The organism is Stenotrophomonas sp. 115C5, from assembly GCF_056861055.1.
Window position 1 is genome coordinate 597,742 of the sequence record NZ_JBSPUQ010000001.1, and the last position, 16,970, is coordinate 614,711.

Sequence of the window (16,970 nt, forward strand, 5' to 3'; positions counted from 1 at the left end):
CAGCCCCCCATGGCCACCGAAACCATCGAAAACGTCGCCCACGACGACACCCCCAACCGCGAGATCCACGAGCAGCTCGGCCGCAAGTATTCGGCCGGCTTCATCACCGAGATCGAATCGGACTCCCTGCCGCCGGGCCTGGACGAGGACACCATCCGTGCCCTGTCGGCCAAGAAGGATGAGCCGGAGTGGATGACGCAGTGGCGCCTGGACGCCTACCGTCACTTCCTGACCATGCCGATGCCGGACTGGGCCAAGCTGGAGATCGCCCCGATCGACCTGCAGGCGCTCAGCTACTACTCCGCGCCGAAGGGCCCGAAGTACGCCTCGCTGGATGACGTGCCCAAGGAGCTTCTGGACACCTACGACAAGCTGGGCGTGCCGCTGCACGAGCGCGCCAAGCTGGCCGGCGTGGCGGTGGATGCGGTGTTCGACTCGGTGTCGGTCGGTACCACCTTCCGCAAGGAACTGGCCGAGAAGGGCATCATCTTCTGCTCGATGTCCGAGGCCATCAAGGAGCACCCGGAGCTGGTCCGCCAGTACCTGGGCACCGTGGTGCCGGTGGGCGACAACTACTTCGCCGCGCTCAACTCGGCAGTGTTCTCCGATGGCAGCTTCGTGTTCATTCCCAAGGGCGTGCGCTGCCCGATGGAACTGAGCACGTACTTCCGCATCAATGCCGGCCATACCGGCCAGTTCGAGCGCACCCTGATCGTGTGCGAGGACAAGGCCTACGTGTCCTACCTGGAAGGCTGCACCGCGCCGATGCGCGACGAGAACCAGCTGCACGCCGCCGTGGTCGAGCTGGTCGCGCTGGAAGATGCGGAGATCAAGTATTCCACCGTGCAGAACTGGTACCCGGGCGACGAGAACGGCGTCGGCGGCATCTACAACTTCGTCACCAAGCGTGCCGAATGCCGTGGCGCGCGCAGCAAGGTCACCTGGACCCAGGTCGAAACCGGCTCGGCGATCACCTGGAAGTACCCGTCCTGCGTGCTGCTGGGCGACGACTCGGTCGGTGAGTTCCACTCCGTGGCGCTGACCCATCACCGCCAGCAGGCCGACACCGGCACCAAGATGATCCACGTTGGCAAGCGCACCAAGAGCAAGATCGTCAGCAAGGGCATCAGTGCCGGCCGTGGCCAGAACACCTACCGCGGCCTGGTGCGGGTGGACCGCAACGCCGATGGCGCGCGCAACTACACCCAGTGCGATTCGCTGCTGATCGGCAAGCAGTGCGGCGCCCACACCTTCCCCTACATCGAGGTGAAGAACCCGGGCGCCACCGTCGAGCACGAGGCCACCACCTCCAAGATCTCCGACGACCAGCTGTTCTACTGCCGCGCCCGTGGCATCAGCCAGGAAGACGCGGTGTCGATGATCGTCGACGGCTTCTGCAAGCAGGTGTTCCGCGAACTGCCGATGGAGTTCGCGGTGGAAGCCAAGAAGCTGCTGGAAGTCTCGCTGGAAGGTTCGGTGGGCTGACCGCCCGCCCCTGCCCCTCGCAAACGCATTCTCTTTACCGGCGGGCCGCGGCCCGCCCCACGGAAATCCCCACCATGCTGAAGATCGAAAACCTCCACGCCCGCATCGGCGACAAGGAAATCCTCAAGGGCCTGTCGCTGGACGTCCAGCCGGGCAAGGTGCACGCCATCATGGGCCCGAACGGCGCCGGCAAGTCCACCCTGGGCAATGTCCTGGCCGGCCGCGACGGCTACGACGTGACCGAAGGCAGCGTGCAGTTCGACGGCGTCGACCTGCTGGAGCAGGACCCGGAAGCGCGCGCCGCTGCCGGCCTGTTCCTGGCGTTCCAGTACCCGGTGGAGATCCCGGGCGTGAACAACACCTACTTCCTGCGCGCGGCACTGAACGCCCAGCGCAAGGCACGCGGTGAGGAGGAACTCGATTCCATGCAGTTCCTCAAGCTGGTGCGCCAGAAGCTGGCCGTACTGCACCTGAAGGACGAACTGCTGCACCGTGGCGTCAACGAAGGCTTCTCCGGTGGCGAGAAGAAGCGCAACGAGATCTTCCAGCTGGCCGTGCTGGAACCGAAGCTGGCGATCCTGGACGAAACCGACTCGGGCCTGGACATCGATGCACTGAAGAGCGTGGCCGATGGTGTCAACGCACTGCGCGCTGCTGATCGCTCGTTCCTGGTCATCACCCACTACCAGCGCCTGCTGGACTACATCAAGCCGGACGTGGTGCACGTGCTGGCCGATGGCCGCATCGTCAAAAGTGGCGGCCCGGAGCTGGCACTGGAGCTGGAAGCGCACGGCTATGATTTCCTGAAGGACCGGGTCGTGCCCGAGGCGGCGGTCTGATGAGCGCCCTGCTTGATTCGATGGCCCAGGCCTTCTGCGGCAGCGATGCGCGCCGCGAAGTGCTGGATGCGGCCCTGCGTGACGGCCTGCCGGCCGCACGCAACGAAGCCTGGAAGTACACCTCGCTGCGGCAGCTGGAACGCCGTGCGTTCGCTGCGACACCGCTGCAGGGCCCGGCGCTGGACGCCGCCCTGCTGGACGACATCCCGGCGCCGCGCCTGGTGTTCGTCAACGGCCGCCTGGATGCCGCACTGAGCGACGTGCAGGCCCTGCCGGCCGGCGTGCAGCTGCAGCCGCTGTCGGCCGCACTGGCCGCCGGCGAAGACGCCGCGCGTTTCCTTGGCCGCCGCTACGAGCGCAGCGAAGAGATCTTCGCCCGCCTCAACGCCGCGCTGGCCGATGAGGGCGTAGTGCTGCGCGTGGATGAAGGCGTACAGGTCGAAACGCCGCTGCAGCTGGTATTCGCCAGCGTCGCTGGCGACACCGATCTGGCCTGGCACCACCGTCACCTGATCGAACTGCGTGCCGGCGCCAGCCTGGGCGTGGTCGAGCATCGCTTCAGCGTGGGTGACTCCGCCCACCTGGACAACACCGTGCTGCATGCCCACGTCGCCCGTGACGCCGTGCTCAAGCACGCCCGCGTGCAGGCCGGCAGCGCGCGCCAGACCAGCTTCCTGCGCACCGACGCCGTGCTGGCGCGCGATGCGCAGTACCACCGCGTGGACCTGGAGCTGGGCGCCGCGCTCAGCCGCCATGAACTGAACGTGCGCCTGGAAGGCGACAATGCCCAGCTGACCGCCAACGGCGTGCTGCTTGGCAATGGCCGCCGCCACGTCGAAACCCGCCTGGGTATCGACCACATCGCACGCGATACCGCCTGCGAACTGCTGTGGCGCGGTGTCGCCGCCAACCGCAGCCGCGTGGTGTTCCATGGTGGCATCCAGATCCGCGAAGGCGCCGATGGCACCGACGCGAACCTGTCCAACAAGAACCTGCTGCTGTCGGCCGATGCCGAGATCGACACCCAGCCGACGCTGGTGATCGACGCCGATGAAGTGAAGGCCGCGCACGGCGCGACCGTCGGCCAGCTCGACGCCAATGCGCTGTTCTACCTGCGTTCGCGCGGCCTGCCGCAGGCACAGGCGCAGGCACTGCTCAGTGCCGCGTTCTGCCACGAACCGCTGAAGATCCTGCCGGACGCACTGCGTGCGCAGCTGGCACGCAGTCTGGACAAGGCGTTGGCCGAGGCAGGTGTGGCATGAACCTGTCTACGCCGCGCCCGATCGAAAGCCCCAGCGGTGCCCCCGACTGGGATCGCGTCCGCCTCGACTTCCCGCTGCTGATGCGTGAAGTGCATGGCAAGCCGCTGGTCTATTTCGACAATGCCAACACCGGCCAGAAGCCGGTGCAGGTGATCGGCGCGGTGGACGAGTTCTACCGCCGCTACAACGCCAACGTCAGCCGCGCGGTGCATGCACTGGGCAGCGAAGCCACCGACGCCTACGAAGGCGCACGCAACAAGCTGGCACGCTTTCTCAACGTGCGCCCCAGCGACCTGGTGCTGTGCAGTGGCACCACCTTCGCCATCAACCTGGTGGCCTACTCGTGGGCGCTGCCGCGGCTGAAGGCCGGCGACGTGATCCTGATCACGCGCATGGAACACCACGCCAACATCGTGCCGTGGCAGCTGGTCGCGCAGCGTACCGGCGCCACCATCCGCGTGGCCGAGATCACGCCCGATGGCGCGCTGGACCTGGATGCGCTGCGCGCGGCGATGACCCCGGAGGTCAAGCTGCTGGCGGTCACCCACGTCTCCAACGTGCTGGGCACGGTCAACCCGGTGCGCGAGATCTGCCGCGAAGCACGCAAGCGCGGCATCATCACCGTGGTCGATGGCTCGCAGGCCGTGCCGCACCGCCAGGTCGACGTGGCCGCGATCGGCTGCGACTTCTATGCCATCACCGGCCACAAGATGTGCGGCCCAACCGGCACCGGCGCCCTGTGGGCGCGCCGCGAGCACCTGGACGCGATGCCACCGTTCCTCGGTGGCGGCGAGATGATCAAGGAAGTCAGCTTCGACGGCACCGTGTTCAACGATGCCCCGCACAAGTTCGAAGCCGGCACCCCGAACATCGCCGGCTTCATCGGCCTGGGCGTGGCTGCCGACTACCTGCAGCAGCTTGGGCAGGAGAACGTGGAAGCCCGCGAAGCCGAACTGCTGGCGCACTTCACCGAAGAGCTGCGCCGCGTCGACGGCCTGCGCATCATCGGCGAAGCACCGGAGAAGGCTGCGGTGGTCTCGTTCCTGATCGATGGCGCGCATGCGCACGACCTGGCGACCCTGCTCGACCTGGAAGGCGTGGCCGTGCGCTCGGGCCAGCACTGCGCACACCCGCTGCTGCAGTACTTCGGCGTCGCGGCTACCTGCCGTGCCTCGCTGGCGTTCTACAACACGCATGCCGAGATCGAGCGGTTCATGACCGCGCTGACCAAGGTACGGAAGCTGCTGGGCTGAAGATTCGCCAGAATCGGGGAAGCATGAGAACGCCGCAGGAAACTGCGGCGTTTTTTATTGCGCGCTGGACGCAAGCAAGCAGAGGCGTGACCGGGAAGCACCGAGTGATGCCAGGAACGGGCAATCTCACCGTAATGCCGATCCATCCACCATCAACGGCCTTGAGGCACCATCCCCTACATGCCAACAAGCATGGATACCCCGAAGGCAATCAAGAAGACGTACATCATCACGACGCCCCTCAACACCCACCGTCCCCCCTGATGGAGCGTCTTCCCTTTGGAAGTAAGGGCAAGCACTGCAATACCGCGCAAGCACCTAAGCCACCAATCAACCTTGATGATTCCGACTGCAGCGAGTACTTCCGGCCGTTCACGCTCGATTTTCAGCAACATCCTGTGAGCCGCAAATGCGTTTACCCACATAGCGCCTAGAATGAAGGTAGAGCAGACAGGATAGCTCTCAATAATGACTGTCACTTAGCCCCTACCGGAAGAAAAATGCGAGCCTCATTCAACCTTAATTACCAGTCCATACCGACGGACACGAACAACTCTCGCGAGAACACCCTTGATCACTGATAACCCAGTTCAGCGACGACAGCCTTGCAGCTCGAATCCAAATCAACGTGAAATGATTTAAGCTCTTCTGAGGGCAACCTGCCCTTGTCGTCACGATGCATTACTGCATATCCCCGAAGCGGCCCCTCCTTACCCTCGGGAACAATGTCGTAGAGATCTCTGCCCCACCCCCGCGAGGCCTTCACGTAGTCAGCTATTACCGACATACATGCATCAACATGCCCGCCCTCCTTTACCTCTCGTGCCGAACAACCCGCAGTTGCGACAAGGCACAGCATTGAACCAAGCGTCAGCCTATAAATTATCATTAGCGACCTCCCGGAATGGGGATGAACTCATAACCCTCATGCCCCCGAATCATACCGGGGACTCCCTGCTGTAATTGATAGTCGTAGTCATACCCGTTTGTACCAGGGAAATAACCCTCTGCCCTTGTATTTGGATGCGTATGAAAATATCCCTTTACTATACATCCGCATTCGAATTCAGAAGGCTTTCTAGTGGATTCCATTGACATTCTGTCCCTGGTTCCCGCGGGCGACCTTACCAACTCATGGCCTTCCTCTCCCACAAACTGGACGATCCATCCGCCGTTCTCTCGCTTCAGAGACCCAGACTCCCCTCTGCGAACGGCCGGGGCGAACGGGTTCGAATCATTCCAAGCGCTCTCCATCTGCCCCTTTACTTTAGGATCTCGGGTCCATTCAGGATCGGATGCCCGCGGCTCTCGCCCATAGCTTCCATTCGAACCTGATGCAGCATTCGCAGCTCCCAGAGTTCCCATACGGCTACCTGGAGCGACCATCCCATTCTTTATTTTGCTTCCCACCACTGCGGATCTCCTCTGGCTTTTCTCTTCAGACGCACGCCCGTCCGGGTCCACAAATCTGTAGGGGCTATTGTTACCGTAGAAGTAGCGTCCAAACATTGAGCTCGATGCAGAAATTGGGTCCACACTAAGAAACACACCCAGCCCCGAGTCGTAATACCGCTGCTGCATATAGCTCAGCCCGGTCCCGGAGTCCGTCACATGCCCCGTATATCCCGGCCCATCCTTCAACGGCCGATTGACCACCGCCCCATACGGCTCATACACCGTACGCTCGATGACGTTTCCGCTGGCATCGGTGATCGCCACCGGTGAACCCAGTGCATCAGTGTGGATGTACTCGACGACTTCCTGTGCGACCGCCGGAGCCACACAGGCCGCCAGCACCACCACCGCGAGTACCGCCCGAATCAACAGCGAACAGAGTCCATTCATGGCTTAGTCCCAGTTCAATACGCCACGGGTGACGGGGAAGTCTGCGGACCATGCCGAACAGCCACCGGCGTTGCAGGCCCTGACAATGTAGAGACTGGCGCAGTAGGTCCCGCCGCTCGACTGCACGTAGGTATTGGGGCCGGTGTACAGGCGCCGTCCAGCTCCGGAAGGCTCAAGCTGATACTCCGTTGCCCCCGGAACCGCGCGCCAGCCGACGCTGCACTGCACCTGATAGGGCGCCTTGCGCGTGCTGAGCCACTCCGCCACGTAGATCTGAGTGGCCGCGGGAGGAAGCACGACGGAGACACTGGCGATGCCCGAATAGGGACTGCACCCCGCGAAATTGCACGCCCTCACGCGATAGGCATAGCTGCCATTACCACGGCTGGCACCAAAGCTGTTCCCGCCGCCGTTATGCACCACCGTCCAGCCACCACCGTTGGCACTCTCCTCCAGCACGAAGCTCTCGCTGTTGGCCGGCACCGACCAGCTCAGGCTGTACTGCGGCACGTTCACCAGGCCCGGTGCGCTGATCACCGGCTCGATCGTCGGCGGCCCTATCACCGCTACCGTCGCCGTGGCCGACCACGGTCCGCAGCCTGCGCCATTGCAGGCGGCAACCCGATAGCCATAGTTGCCCACGCCGCGCGCAGCGGTGGCATAGGAACCTGCGTTGCCGTCGAACAGCGTGACCCATCCGCCACCATTACTGCTCTCCTGCAGGGTGTAACGCGTGGCACCAGCCACCCCGTTCCAGCCAATGCCGATACTGCCCGGCGCAGAGCGTGCCGGCGCAGAGAGTCCGGGCGCAGTGGCAGGCGGATACACCACCGTCACCGCAGCCGTGGCGCTGTATCCCGTGCACCCCACCGGGTTACATGCGCGAACCCGGTAGTTGTAGCTTCCCGCTGCCTTGCCACTGAAGGCCTTGGACTGACCGATGGCGTTATGCACCTGGACCCAGGCGCCACCATTGGCGCTTTCCTCCAGCTCATAGCGCTCGGCACCGGAAGCCGCAGACCAAGCCACGTTGTAGCTGCCGTTGAAGGCTGTGGCAGGCACGTTCAAGGTCGGCACGGTGGATGGCGCCAATGCCACGGCCACTGACGCGACGTTGCTCCATCCGCCGCACACCGCACGACAGCCGCGCACCCGGAATTGATAGGTCCCCGTGACCAGGCCGGTGCTGGTGAACGATTGCGCCGCGCCATCGAAGACCGTGCCCCAGGTGCCCGCAAGGGCACGCTGCAGCTCATAGCGATTGGCACCACCGGCCGGGCTCCAGGTCAGGTTCACGCTGCCCTGGGTGATGTAGCCCGGCGCACTCAGCGCGGGAACGCTGGGTGCGGCTTCGCCATGCACCTGGGAAACCAGGCTGCCTGACAGGTAGAGATAGTCGGTCTGCTTGCCGGTACGTTCGTTGCGCTGGAATCGCAGCACGCCACCGTTGTCGTAGAACGAGTAGATTGCCCCCTTGCCACTGGCGCTGGCCTTCACCCGGCGACCGTGGGCGTCGTACTCGTAGCTCTCTGCGGTACCCGCCGCACGCAGCCGGTTGCCGTAGTCAAATGCGAAAGCCTGGCCATTGCGCACCGAAAGATTACCCTGCACGTCATAGCCAAGACCGGTCACGGTTGCCCCGGTTCCGGTTTCGATCACGTTGACCAGCCGATTGGTCGGATCGAAATAGTGCGTACGATCGCGGCTGCCGACCTTGGCACGGCGCAGGTTGTCCAGCGCGTCATACTCATACAAGGCGTTGCCGAAGCCCGGCGCAGTGACCGTCCGCAACCGGTCCAGGCCGTCATAGGTCATGTCCCGGTTACCGGGCGCCCCGGGCAAGCCATCGGAAATGGCCATCACGTTGCCGCCGGCATCGTAGTCGTAGCTGTCATCCAGCACTGCGGCCGCTGCAGTGGCATCGCGGCTGCGGTCGGGCAGCCCGCGGGCATTCTGGGTCAACGTGTGCACGACCCCGTTGCCATATACGAAGCGGGCCAACGCACCGTTGGCGAAGTAACTGGCCTCTTTCGCATAGCCGCCTACCGTCGTCGCCCGACCCAGTGCATCCGGCGTATAGCTGACGACACGCCCGCCCGGATAGGTATTGCTGGCCAGTGTGCCATTGGCATCGTAGCCATAGGCCAGGCTCAGGCTTCCCAGATCCGGATGCTGCAGGGTTTCGCCGCTGAGCAGGCGGCGGCGGTTGTACTGGTAGCGGTTGACGACCATCGGCCGGGCCGGATCGTTCTGCGTACTGATCTCGGCCGGCAGACCATCAGGCGCGTAGGACCAGTTCTGATTTCCGCGCCCATCCGGGAAGATCAGGGCCGACAAGCGGTTGGCGGCGTCGTAACTACGCTTCACCGCACGTCCGCTGGCCAGGGCTTCACTGCGGTTGCAGTCGGTGGTGCTGGTCAAACCCGTACCGGCCGCCGACCACAGCACGTTGCCTGCCGCGTCGTAGTCCTGCACGGTCGCACCGGTTTCCGGTTCGATGGTCTTGCACAGCTGCTGGTAGCCGTCATAGACGTAGCGGCGGGTGAGCGACTGGCTGCCGTCTGCACTGCGGCGGGTGATCGCCAGCGGCTTGCCCAGCGTATCTCGCTGGATCTCGGTCACCACGCCTTCCGGGTGCTGCAGCGTCAGCGGCATCTCGTAGCTGGGCTGGTCGTAGGCAAGATGGCGTGTCGTCGTCGCCTGGCCTCGCGGGTTGGTCACCTTCACCGACAGGTTGCCCACGTACTCGGTGCGGGCAACCAGCGCCCCCAGCTCGGACGATTGACTGACCACGGTGGGGCGGCCCAACGCGTCGTACTGCGTCGTGGTGCCGGTCAAGGCGGCATTGATATCGGAGAACTGCCGCGTGGGATACGAGGCAAACACGGTCTTGCCGCTGGTGTCGTAGCGGGTCACCACGGCGCTGTCCAGCACGTTGTTGGCGTTTTCGGTCACCAGCACCGGGCGGAACATCGCATCCAGGTAGGTATCCGTGCGCCGTCCGCCCTGCGTGCGGGAGTGCTTCCACGCACCAGCGGGCACCCCCAGCTGCGCGCCACCCAGCCGCTGCAGGTCCATGGTTACGCCATTCCAGTTCACGCTGTCGCCGCCAGGGAACTGCTGGCTGCGCAGCCTGCCCATGCTGTCGTAGCTGAAGCTGGTGGTTGCGCCGGTTTCGTCGGTCAGCGAGGTGATCCAACCGTTGTCGTCGACGGCAACCGTGCGCACCGCGCCATTGGGCGCTTCGGGCGTGGCCGGCATGCGCAGCTGCTGCGGAACGCCACGCTTCCATCCCGACAGATGGCTGGTATTGCCGCGGCCATCGGCCACCGAGGCAACCGTGCCGTCGGCTGCGTAGGTCACCTGCTGCGCCAGGCGGCCGAATGCATAGACGCGTAACGGCAGTGCTTTGGCCGTATCGAATTCGGTGCGCGACTGCTCGATGCCATTGAGCACACTGCGCGCCGCCTGGCCGTTCACCCACAGCGCGGGATTGTCGTAGTAGCTGGTGCTGCTGGTGCGACTCTGGCCGGCGGAATTCGCTTCGACAACGGTGACTTCGCGCGCAAATGCATCAAAGGCCTGCACGGTGCGGGTGAACTGCACGCCATCCTGTTCCACAACGGTGGATTGGACGGGGCGGTTGTAATGGGCCTTGAGATCGTTGGCACCGTACTTGAAGTCCTTGCCGGCCTCCTTCGGGAAGGGCGCCGCATCCAGCTGGGCATCCGGATAGTAGTTGTTGCGGTCAATGCGCACGACCGCGCCGCCCGATCGCGTTGTCGTGGACAACAACAGGCCATCGTTGTAGGCAACTTCCTTGCCGAACTCATAGACGCGAACGACACCATCGGGCAGCGTTTCGGTGGTGATCTTCGGCTCTGCCTGGCCCACCGGGATTACTGGACCGCCCAGGTCCTGGGCGAAAGCACCGTTGAGATTGGTGTATTGATAAGTCCACTGTGCAGTGGGCATGCCCGGACCGCTGATGGTCTTGGTCACCAGCGACATTGCGTCACGGTAGACCGGCGTGTAGTTCCAGCCGTCGGCAAACAGGTGATTGTCGCCAGAGGTCTGGCAATCCAGCTTTACATTCTTGCGCCCGTGGCGGAACGGGCGGAACAGGAACGTTCCCAGCGCACCCGACGGATGCTGGATGCTCAGGGTGATCTCGCTGGGCACGATCTTGTTGACGCGCGAGCATGTGGCCGGGTAGTCCATGTACTCCCAGATGCTCTGCCCGATGTAGTCGGCATACTTGTGGGTGACTGACAGCGGCGGCAGGTTGTAGACCCATTGGGTTCCGTCCGGCAGCGTCACTGTCCGCAGGATATCGGCCTCCGTGTACCCGTAAGTCCAGGTGCGCCCTGCAGCGGTTGCGGACGCGATCAGTCCTTTCGCGTTGTAGCCCAGGCTGATCTCGCGGCCATCGTTGGCAACCATGCGCAACAGCCGGTCGCCACTCCACTCGTAGCGCACCCAGTTGCCGAAGCGATCCACAACCTGCGATGGGTACAGGAACACACGCTTTCGATTCAGCAGTGCATTGCTTTCTGGCCCGTAGGGTTGCAGCGTTGCACCGTTGTGGGGCTTGGCGACCATCCAGTCGAAGTAGTACTTGGTACCGTCGGGCGCATGACCAAGGAAGCCTTGTCCCGGCTGTCCGCTCTTCAGGGCGGTCAGGCAACTGAACGTCCAGCCGCCCTTGGTATTCCAAGGCGCCGGTTCGCCAAACTGTGGCTGCGGCTGGCGCGCATCACCGCTGCCTCCCAGGACCGGCTCACCACCACCGCCTGGCAGGGAAAGGCGCACGCCATCCCAGAATGTAGTGGGACTGAAATTGACGGTCTGGGTTTGGCGACGGTTCCAGACCTCCAGCGCTGGGGGCGCCGCCACCGTACTGCAGCGCGCAGCAGGCGCCCAGTAGCCGACAGCAGCGGTCTCCGGCAGATCACCATAGACGCCGGACATGGACGGAATATCCAGATCCCAATCCGAGAATGGGCTCTCACTACTACCATCGCCATCGCGGTAGCTGCGGCCCAAGGTCATCGCCAGGCTGCCATTGCCCGGAATCGAAACATCCGTGGCCTTGAAGCTGATCGAACCGTCATAGAGGTTGACCTGCTCGCCGAAGATCTCGCCCTTCAGCGGCTCGACAAGGTCCCCGTACTTCAGTCGCTTGTCGTACTCCTGCCGCCAGGTGGGAACGATCTGGGCGGAAACGCCGACCGGTGCCAGCACGCACAGGGCAACGACACCGAGAAGCAGACCCTTGGCAGCCATTGCGGCGCGCGGATGAGAAATGAGGCCAGACTGCATGCAGATCCTCCCTGGATCGACGTCCCTGTGTGCCCCACCTGCGCCGAACGGCAGTTGGCCTTCGACCAGGCGGCACCCACGCCGGCAGACAGCCACGCGTTGCTTCACGGTGGGCGGGTGCTGGTCACAGATATGAACGAATAATGAAGATGGCGTCAAGTCCACGCATTGGCCAAACTCGGCAAAGTCACGTCAACCAGCAGCCTCCCGCGCCCTTCCCCGCCCCACATAGAATGTCCCCATGAGCACCCTGACCTTCCGCGCCGCCACGTCGGCCGACATCCCCGCCCTCATTGCCCTCGTCACCTCGGCCTACCGGGGTGACGCCAGCCGCGTCGGCTGGACCACCGAAGCCGACCTGCTGGACGGTGCCCGCATCGACGCCGAGGGCATCCAGGCCGACCTGGACCGCCCGCGCTCCACCATCCTGCTGGCCGAGCGCGGGGACCAGCTGGTGGCCTGCGCCCACGTCGCCGATGTCGACGGCAAGGGCTACTTCGGCATGTTCTCGGTCGACCCGGCCCAGCAGGGTGGCGGCGTCGGCAAGCAGCTGATGGACGCTGCCGAAGCGCACGCCGCACGCGAATGGAACGTGCCGGTGATGCAGATGACGGTGATCGACGTGCGCGACGAGCTGATCGCCTTCTACGAGCGTCGCGGCTACAGCCGCACCGGCATCAAGAAGCCGTTCCCGTATGGCGACGAGCGTTTTGGCATTCCCAAGCGCGACGACCTGCGCTTCGAGATCCTGGAAAAGCCGCTGGCCGGAGCCGCCGCGTGAGCGAGGCCTGGACCTTTGTCTGTGCCGGCAACGAGCTGCTGCCGGGTGAAATGAAGAGCGTGTTCGACGAGGTGACCGGCACGCCGATCGTGGTGTTCAACCTCGACGGCGAGCTGTACGCCCTGGAAGACCAGTGCACGCATGAAGAGTTCGAGCTGTCCTCGGGCGAATTCAACACCACCGAAGGCAGTGTGGAGTGCGTACTGCACGGCGCGCGCTTCGACGTGCGTGACGGCCGCGCCCTGTGTGCGCCCGCCTACAGCCCTGTGCCCAAGTTCCCGGTGAAGCGCGAACACGACGCCGTCTGGACCCGCGACGACCGGGATTGAGGCGGCGCCCCGCCCGGAGAGATCATTCACAGGGCGCCCCGCCAGAGAGCATCCACCCATGGGGTGGATCTACCGGAAGGCCATGAGGACCCTCCCAGGGCGCCCCGGGGTCGCCTCGGGCGGGCGCCACGTCCCGTACATGCGAATCATTATCGTTGATGTTATTCTACGTAACATCTTCGTAACGACTCGGCCCCCGCGCCATGGCTTCGCCCGCGCCCACCGCCACGCTGTGCCAGCTTGCCCGTCAAGGGTGGCCGCTGCTTGTGGTCGTGCTGCTGACGCTGCTGCTGGGCTGGTCGGCATTGCACGAAGGGCGCGGCAACAACCCGGCTGCCCACGGCTGGCAGGCACACGCTGATGATCTGCAGCAGGTCATGCCGATGCCGGCCCCGCCGGCGGACGAGTGCCCGCACCCTGCCGCGCCAGCACCGGAGCCGCCGCTGGATGGCGAGGGCACCACGCCCTGTACCGGACTGGCTCCCCCGCGCGCCGTCCTGGTCGCGCATGTTCCGCTATGGCGCTCCAACGCCCTGCGCTGGCAGCTGCACGATCCCGCACTGCGGTTGAACCCCGGCCACGCACCGCCCGCACCGCACGCCAGCTGAGGCGCCCTGCGGCTTTTGCCGTGCGCCTGTTTACGTTTCCTGCCAGCCGAGCGTCGGCTCGGCTCTACAGATACCGCCTTCTACATGCCGTCGCGCTGCCTGCGCTTCGGCCCGCGCCCTTTTCTGATCCAAGCCACCGCCACCCAGACCATGACCCACATCACGTCTCGCAAGCACGCCCCGCGCGTTTCCCTGCTCGCTACCGCCACCCTGGCCGCCGGCTTCGCACCGCTGGCCGCACAGGCCGCCGACAGCGCCGATGCCAGCTCCCGCAACGCCACCGACCTGGACAAGGTGCAGGTGCGCGGCAGCTGGTTCAATCCGTCCTCGCCGAAGTTCACCGCCGAGCTGCTGGACACCCCGAAGTCGGTGTCGATCGTGTCGGAGAAGCTGATCGCCGAAACCGATGCGACCAACCTGCAGGACGCGCTGCGCATGGTGCCGGGCATCACCTTCGGTGCCGGCGAAGGCGGCAACCCGACCGGTGACCGCCCGTTCATCCGTGGCTTCGATTCGCAGAGCAACGTCTTCGTCGACGGCCTGCGCGACGTCGGCTCGCAGACCCGCGAGATCTTCGACCTGGAGCAGGTGGAAGTGGTCAAGGGCCCGAGCTCGGCCTACGGCGGCCGTGACTCCGGTGGTGGCAGCCTGAACCTGGTGAGCAAGACGCCGAAGCTGAAGAACGAGACCAGCGCCAGCATGGGCATCGGCACCGACAGCTACGCGCGCGGCACCGTGGACGCCAACTACGTGCTGGGCGATGGCATCGCCGCCCGCCTGAACCTGATGAAGCACGCGTCGGACATCGCCGGTCGTGATGCGGCCAATGTCAGCCGTTGGGGCATCGCGCCGTCGATCGCGTTCGGCCTGAACGGCCCGGCGCAGCTGATCGCCAGCCACTACCACATGCAGAGCGATGACCTGCCCGATGCGGGTGGCTTCCCCTACAACAATCCGTTCTCCAGCGGCCCGAACGTGGCCAAGAACGGCGATGGCCGCCCGATGGTGCCGGACCGCAACAACTACTACGGCCTGGTCGACCGTGATTTCCAGCGCACCCGCGCCGATATCAGCACCCTGGACGCCAGCTACGATTTCGGCGGCCACAAGCTGCGCAACATCGCGCGCCTGGGCAACACCAGCAACGACTACCTGTGGACCCAGCCGGACGACAGCAAGGGCAACCCCAACCTGTACGGCACCTTGTGGCGCCGCACCAACAGCCGCGCCGTCGACGTCAAGAGCTTCGCCGACCAGCTGGGCCTGACCGGCGCCTTCCAGACCGGCGCGCTCAAGCACAGCTACAGCGCCGGTGTGGAATACAGCGACGAGAAGATGACCCGTGGCAGCTACCAGATGACGCCGGGCACCGCCAACCCGCTGGAACCCCTCGCTGCCAACAGTTCGCGATGCACGGTGTCCGGTGCCGCTACCGGTTACAACTGCACCGACTTCAACAATCCGAACCCGAACGATCCGTGGGCGGCCGGTCAGACTGTCTACCGCAGCAACAAGGCGCTGGACGTTGAACAGCGCACCAAGACCAAGTCCGCCTACCTGTTCGACACCATCGAGCTCAATGCACAGTGGAGCTTCAACGTCGGCCTGCGTTATGACGACTACTCCACCACCCTGCTCACTCCGGGCAGCACCACTCCCCGCCTGCGCAACGACAACGACTTCGTGAACTACCAGGCCGGCGTAGTGTTCAAGCCGGTGGCCAACGGCAGCATCTACCTGTCCTGGGGTACCTCCTCGACCCCGCCGGGCATGGACGGTGGCGATGGCTCCGACGGCCTGACCGGGCTGGTGGCCGACCTCAAGCCGCAGGACACCAGGAACCTCGAACTCGGCACCAAGTGGGACCTGCTCGACAACCGCCTGAACCTGACCGCCGCGATCTTCCACACCGTGATGAACAACGCACGCGTGACCGTCGACAACGGCACCAGCCAGAACGCCGGCAAGAAGGAGATCAACGGCTTCGAGCTGGGCTTCAACGGCCAGCTGACCGACGCCTGGAGCCTGTACGGCGGCTACACCTACCTGGATTCGGAACTGAAGGACAACGGCTTTGTCTGCGCCGTTTCCGGCCGCACCTGCCCGAGCGGTATTTACGTGCCGTCGCCGAACAACGGCAACGTGTTCCCGAACACCGCCAAGCACAGCGCCAACCTGTGGACCACCTACCGCTTCCCGATCGGCCTGACCATCGGCGCTGGTGCGTTCTACTCGGACAAGCAGTACGGTGACGTTGCCAACATCAAGTGGATTGCCAGCTACACCCGCTTCGACGCGATGGCCAGCTACGCGATCCAGGACAACATCAGCCTGCAGCTCAACGTGCAGAACCTGACCGACAAGACCTACTTCACCAAAGCCTATGCCTCGCACTACGCGAGCATCGCCCCGGGTCGCTCGGCCACCCTGGCACTGAACGTGAAGTTCTGATGTAACTCCGCTCCACCACGGCGGCAGGCTCTCCTGCCGCCGTTTTTGTTTCCGGCGATACTCACCCCATGGCGACCCTTACCCCCATCGACAGCGACGCCCTGGCCGAGCTGCTGCAGCACGATCCGCAGGCTGCCTTCGCGCGCGTGCGCGACGCTGCGCAGGCCGGGCAGGTCGAGGCACAACTGCTGCTCGCGCAGATGCACATGGAAGGCAAAGGCACCGCGCAGGACGCCTCGGCGGCACTGCTCTGGTACGAAACCGCCGCCAACAACGGCGCGCCGATGGCGATGAACATGCTTGGCCGCTGCCACGAACTGGGCCAGGGCACCGCGCCCGACCCGGCGCTGGCTGCGGTGTGGTACCGCCGCGCCGCCGATAGCGGGCTGGACTGGGGCCTGTACAACCTGGCCAACCTGCTGGCCACCGGCCGCGGCGTGACCCAGGACCGCGCGCAGGCACTGGCCCTGTATACCCGTGCCGCACACCTGGGCCATGCCAAATCGATGAACCTGCTGGCCCGCCACCTCGAAGATGGCCTGGAGATCGAGCGCGATCCGCAGGCCGCCCTGGGCTGGTACCGGCGCGCGGCCGAGACCGGCGATTTCCGCGGCCAGGCCAACTACGCCTCGATCCTGCTGCAGGCCGGCCAGATCGAGCAGGCCGTGCACTGGCTGCGGCTTGCACTGGCACACGGCAGCCCGGCGTTCATGGCGCACATCGTCCCGGAACTGGCCGCATCGCCGCATCCACAGGTGCGCGCCCTGGTCGCACCGCCGTCCCTCTGAGGAGTCC

11 protein-coding genes are annotated in these 16,970 nt (G+C 64.7%); 9 read left to right on the top strand and 2 right to left on the bottom strand.

What is annotated here, in order from left to right:
* Window positions 1-9: 9 nt before the first annotated feature.
* The 4 genes from sufB (at window position 10) to AC13FN_RS02775 (ending at window position 4,839) form a co-directional block, all read left to right on the top strand.
* Entirely contained in the window at window positions 10-1,485 is a 1,476-nt protein-coding gene (gene sufB / locus AC13FN_RS02760; RefSeq protein ID WP_005408435.1) for a Fe-S cluster assembly protein SufB, read from the top strand.
* Window positions 1,486-1,559: 74 nt separating this feature from the next.
* The gene (sufC, locus tag AC13FN_RS02765; protein WP_180836283.1) at window positions 1,560-2,324 is read left to right on the top strand and encodes a Fe-S cluster assembly ATPase SufC; all 765 of its coding nucleotides are present in this window, start codon (window positions 1,560-1,562) and stop codon (window positions 2,322-2,324) included.
* Window positions 2,324-3,586: a Fe-S cluster assembly protein SufD gene (gene sufD, locus AC13FN_RS02770; RefSeq protein WP_482985189.1), complete on the top strand. Its 1,263-nt coding sequence runs from the start codon at window positions 2,324-2,326 to the stop codon at window positions 3,584-3,586. The genes sufC and sufD overlap by 1 nt, the downstream gene beginning before the upstream one ends.
* Entirely contained in the window at window positions 3,583-4,839 is a 1,257-nt protein-coding gene (locus tag AC13FN_RS02775) for a cysteine desulfurase (RefSeq protein WP_482985188.1), read from the top strand. The genes sufD and AC13FN_RS02775 overlap by 4 nt, the downstream gene beginning before the upstream one ends.
* Before the next feature lie 888 nt (window positions 4,840-5,727).
* Here AC13FN_RS02775 and AC13FN_RS02780 read toward each other — a convergent pair.
* Both AC13FN_RS02780 and AC13FN_RS02785 read right to left on the bottom strand, forming a co-directional pair.
* Window positions 5,728-6,684: an RHS repeat domain-containing protein gene (locus AC13FN_RS02780; protein WP_482985187.1), complete on the bottom strand. Its 957-nt coding sequence runs from the start codon at window positions 6,682-6,684 to the stop codon at window positions 5,728-5,730.
* A 3-nt stretch (window positions 6,685-6,687) separates the two neighbouring features.
* Window positions 6,688-12,006: a wall-associated protein gene (locus AC13FN_RS02785; protein WP_482985186.1), complete on the bottom strand. Its 5,319-nt coding sequence runs from the start codon at window positions 12,004-12,006 to the stop codon at window positions 6,688-6,690.
* 241 nt (window positions 12,007-12,247) lie between these two features.
* On the opposite strand from AC13FN_RS02785, the gene AC13FN_RS02790 reads away from it, so the two are divergent.
* From AC13FN_RS02790 to AC13FN_RS02810, 5 genes are all read left to right on the top strand, one after another.
* A complete protein-coding gene (locus AC13FN_RS02790) occupies window positions 12,248-12,787 on the top strand; it encodes a GNAT family N-acetyltransferase (RefSeq protein WP_049434494.1) in 540 nt (179 codons plus the stop codon).
* Window positions 12,784-13,116 carry a non-heme iron oxygenase ferredoxin subunit gene (locus tag AC13FN_RS02795; protein WP_005412525.1) on the top strand — a complete coding sequence of 111 codons (333 nt, stop codon included), beginning with the start codon at window positions 12,784-12,786 and terminating at the stop codon, window positions 13,114-13,116. Before AC13FN_RS02790 ends, AC13FN_RS02795 begins: the two co-directional genes overlap by 4 nt.
* A 203-nt stretch (window positions 13,117-13,319) precedes the next feature.
* Window positions 13,320-13,724 (top strand): hypothetical protein, encoded by a 405-nt coding sequence (locus tag AC13FN_RS02800; RefSeq protein WP_049413398.1) that lies wholly within the window; start codon window positions 13,320-13,322, stop codon window positions 13,722-13,724.
* Window positions 13,725-13,874: 150 nt separating this feature from the next.
* Window positions 13,875-16,175 carry a TonB-dependent receptor gene (locus tag AC13FN_RS02805; RefSeq protein WP_482985185.1) on the top strand — a complete coding sequence of 767 codons (2,301 nt, stop codon included), beginning with the start codon at window positions 13,875-13,877 and terminating at the stop codon, window positions 16,173-16,175.
* Between the two features lie 68 nt (window positions 16,176-16,243).
* Window positions 16,244-16,963 carry a tetratricopeptide repeat protein gene (locus AC13FN_RS02810; RefSeq protein WP_049434491.1) on the top strand — a complete coding sequence of 240 codons (720 nt, stop codon included), beginning with the start codon at window positions 16,244-16,246 and terminating at the stop codon, window positions 16,961-16,963.
* Window positions 16,964-16,970: the final 7 nt, after the last annotated feature.

Bases quoted from the DNA above. Each gene is read 5' to 3' on its own strand.
- sufB (WP_005408435.1), top strand. From the start codon at position 10: ATGGCCACCGAAACCATCGAAAACGTCGCCCACGACGACACCCCCAAC.
- sufC (WP_180836283.1), top strand. From the start codon at position 1,560: ATGCTGAAGATCGAAAACCTCCACGCCCGCATCGGCGACAAGGAAATC.
- sufD (WP_482985189.1), top strand. From the start codon at position 2,324: ATGAGCGCCCTGCTTGATTCGATGGCCCAGGCCTTCTGCGGCAGCGAT.
- AC13FN_RS02775 (WP_482985188.1), top strand. From the start codon at position 3,583: ATGAACCTGTCTACGCCGCGCCCGATCGAAAGCCCCAGCGGTGCCCCC.
- AC13FN_RS02780 (WP_482985187.1), bottom strand. From the start codon at position 6,684: ATGAATGGACTCTGTTCGCTGTTGATTCGGGCGGTACTCGCGGTGGTG.
- AC13FN_RS02785 (WP_482985186.1), bottom strand. From the start codon at position 12,006: ATGCAGTCTGGCCTCATTTCTCATCCGCGCGCCGCAATGGCTGCCAAG.
- AC13FN_RS02790 (WP_049434494.1), top strand. From the start codon at position 12,248: ATGAGCACCCTGACCTTCCGCGCCGCCACGTCGGCCGACATCCCCGCC.
- AC13FN_RS02800 (WP_049413398.1), top strand. From the start codon at position 13,320: ATGGCTTCGCCCGCGCCCACCGCCACGCTGTGCCAGCTTGCCCGTCAA.
- AC13FN_RS02805 (WP_482985185.1), top strand. From the start codon at position 13,875: ATGACCCACATCACGTCTCGCAAGCACGCCCCGCGCGTTTCCCTGCTC.
- AC13FN_RS02810 (WP_049434491.1), top strand. From the start codon at position 16,244: ATGGCGACCCTTACCCCCATCGACAGCGACGCCCTGGCCGAGCTGCTG.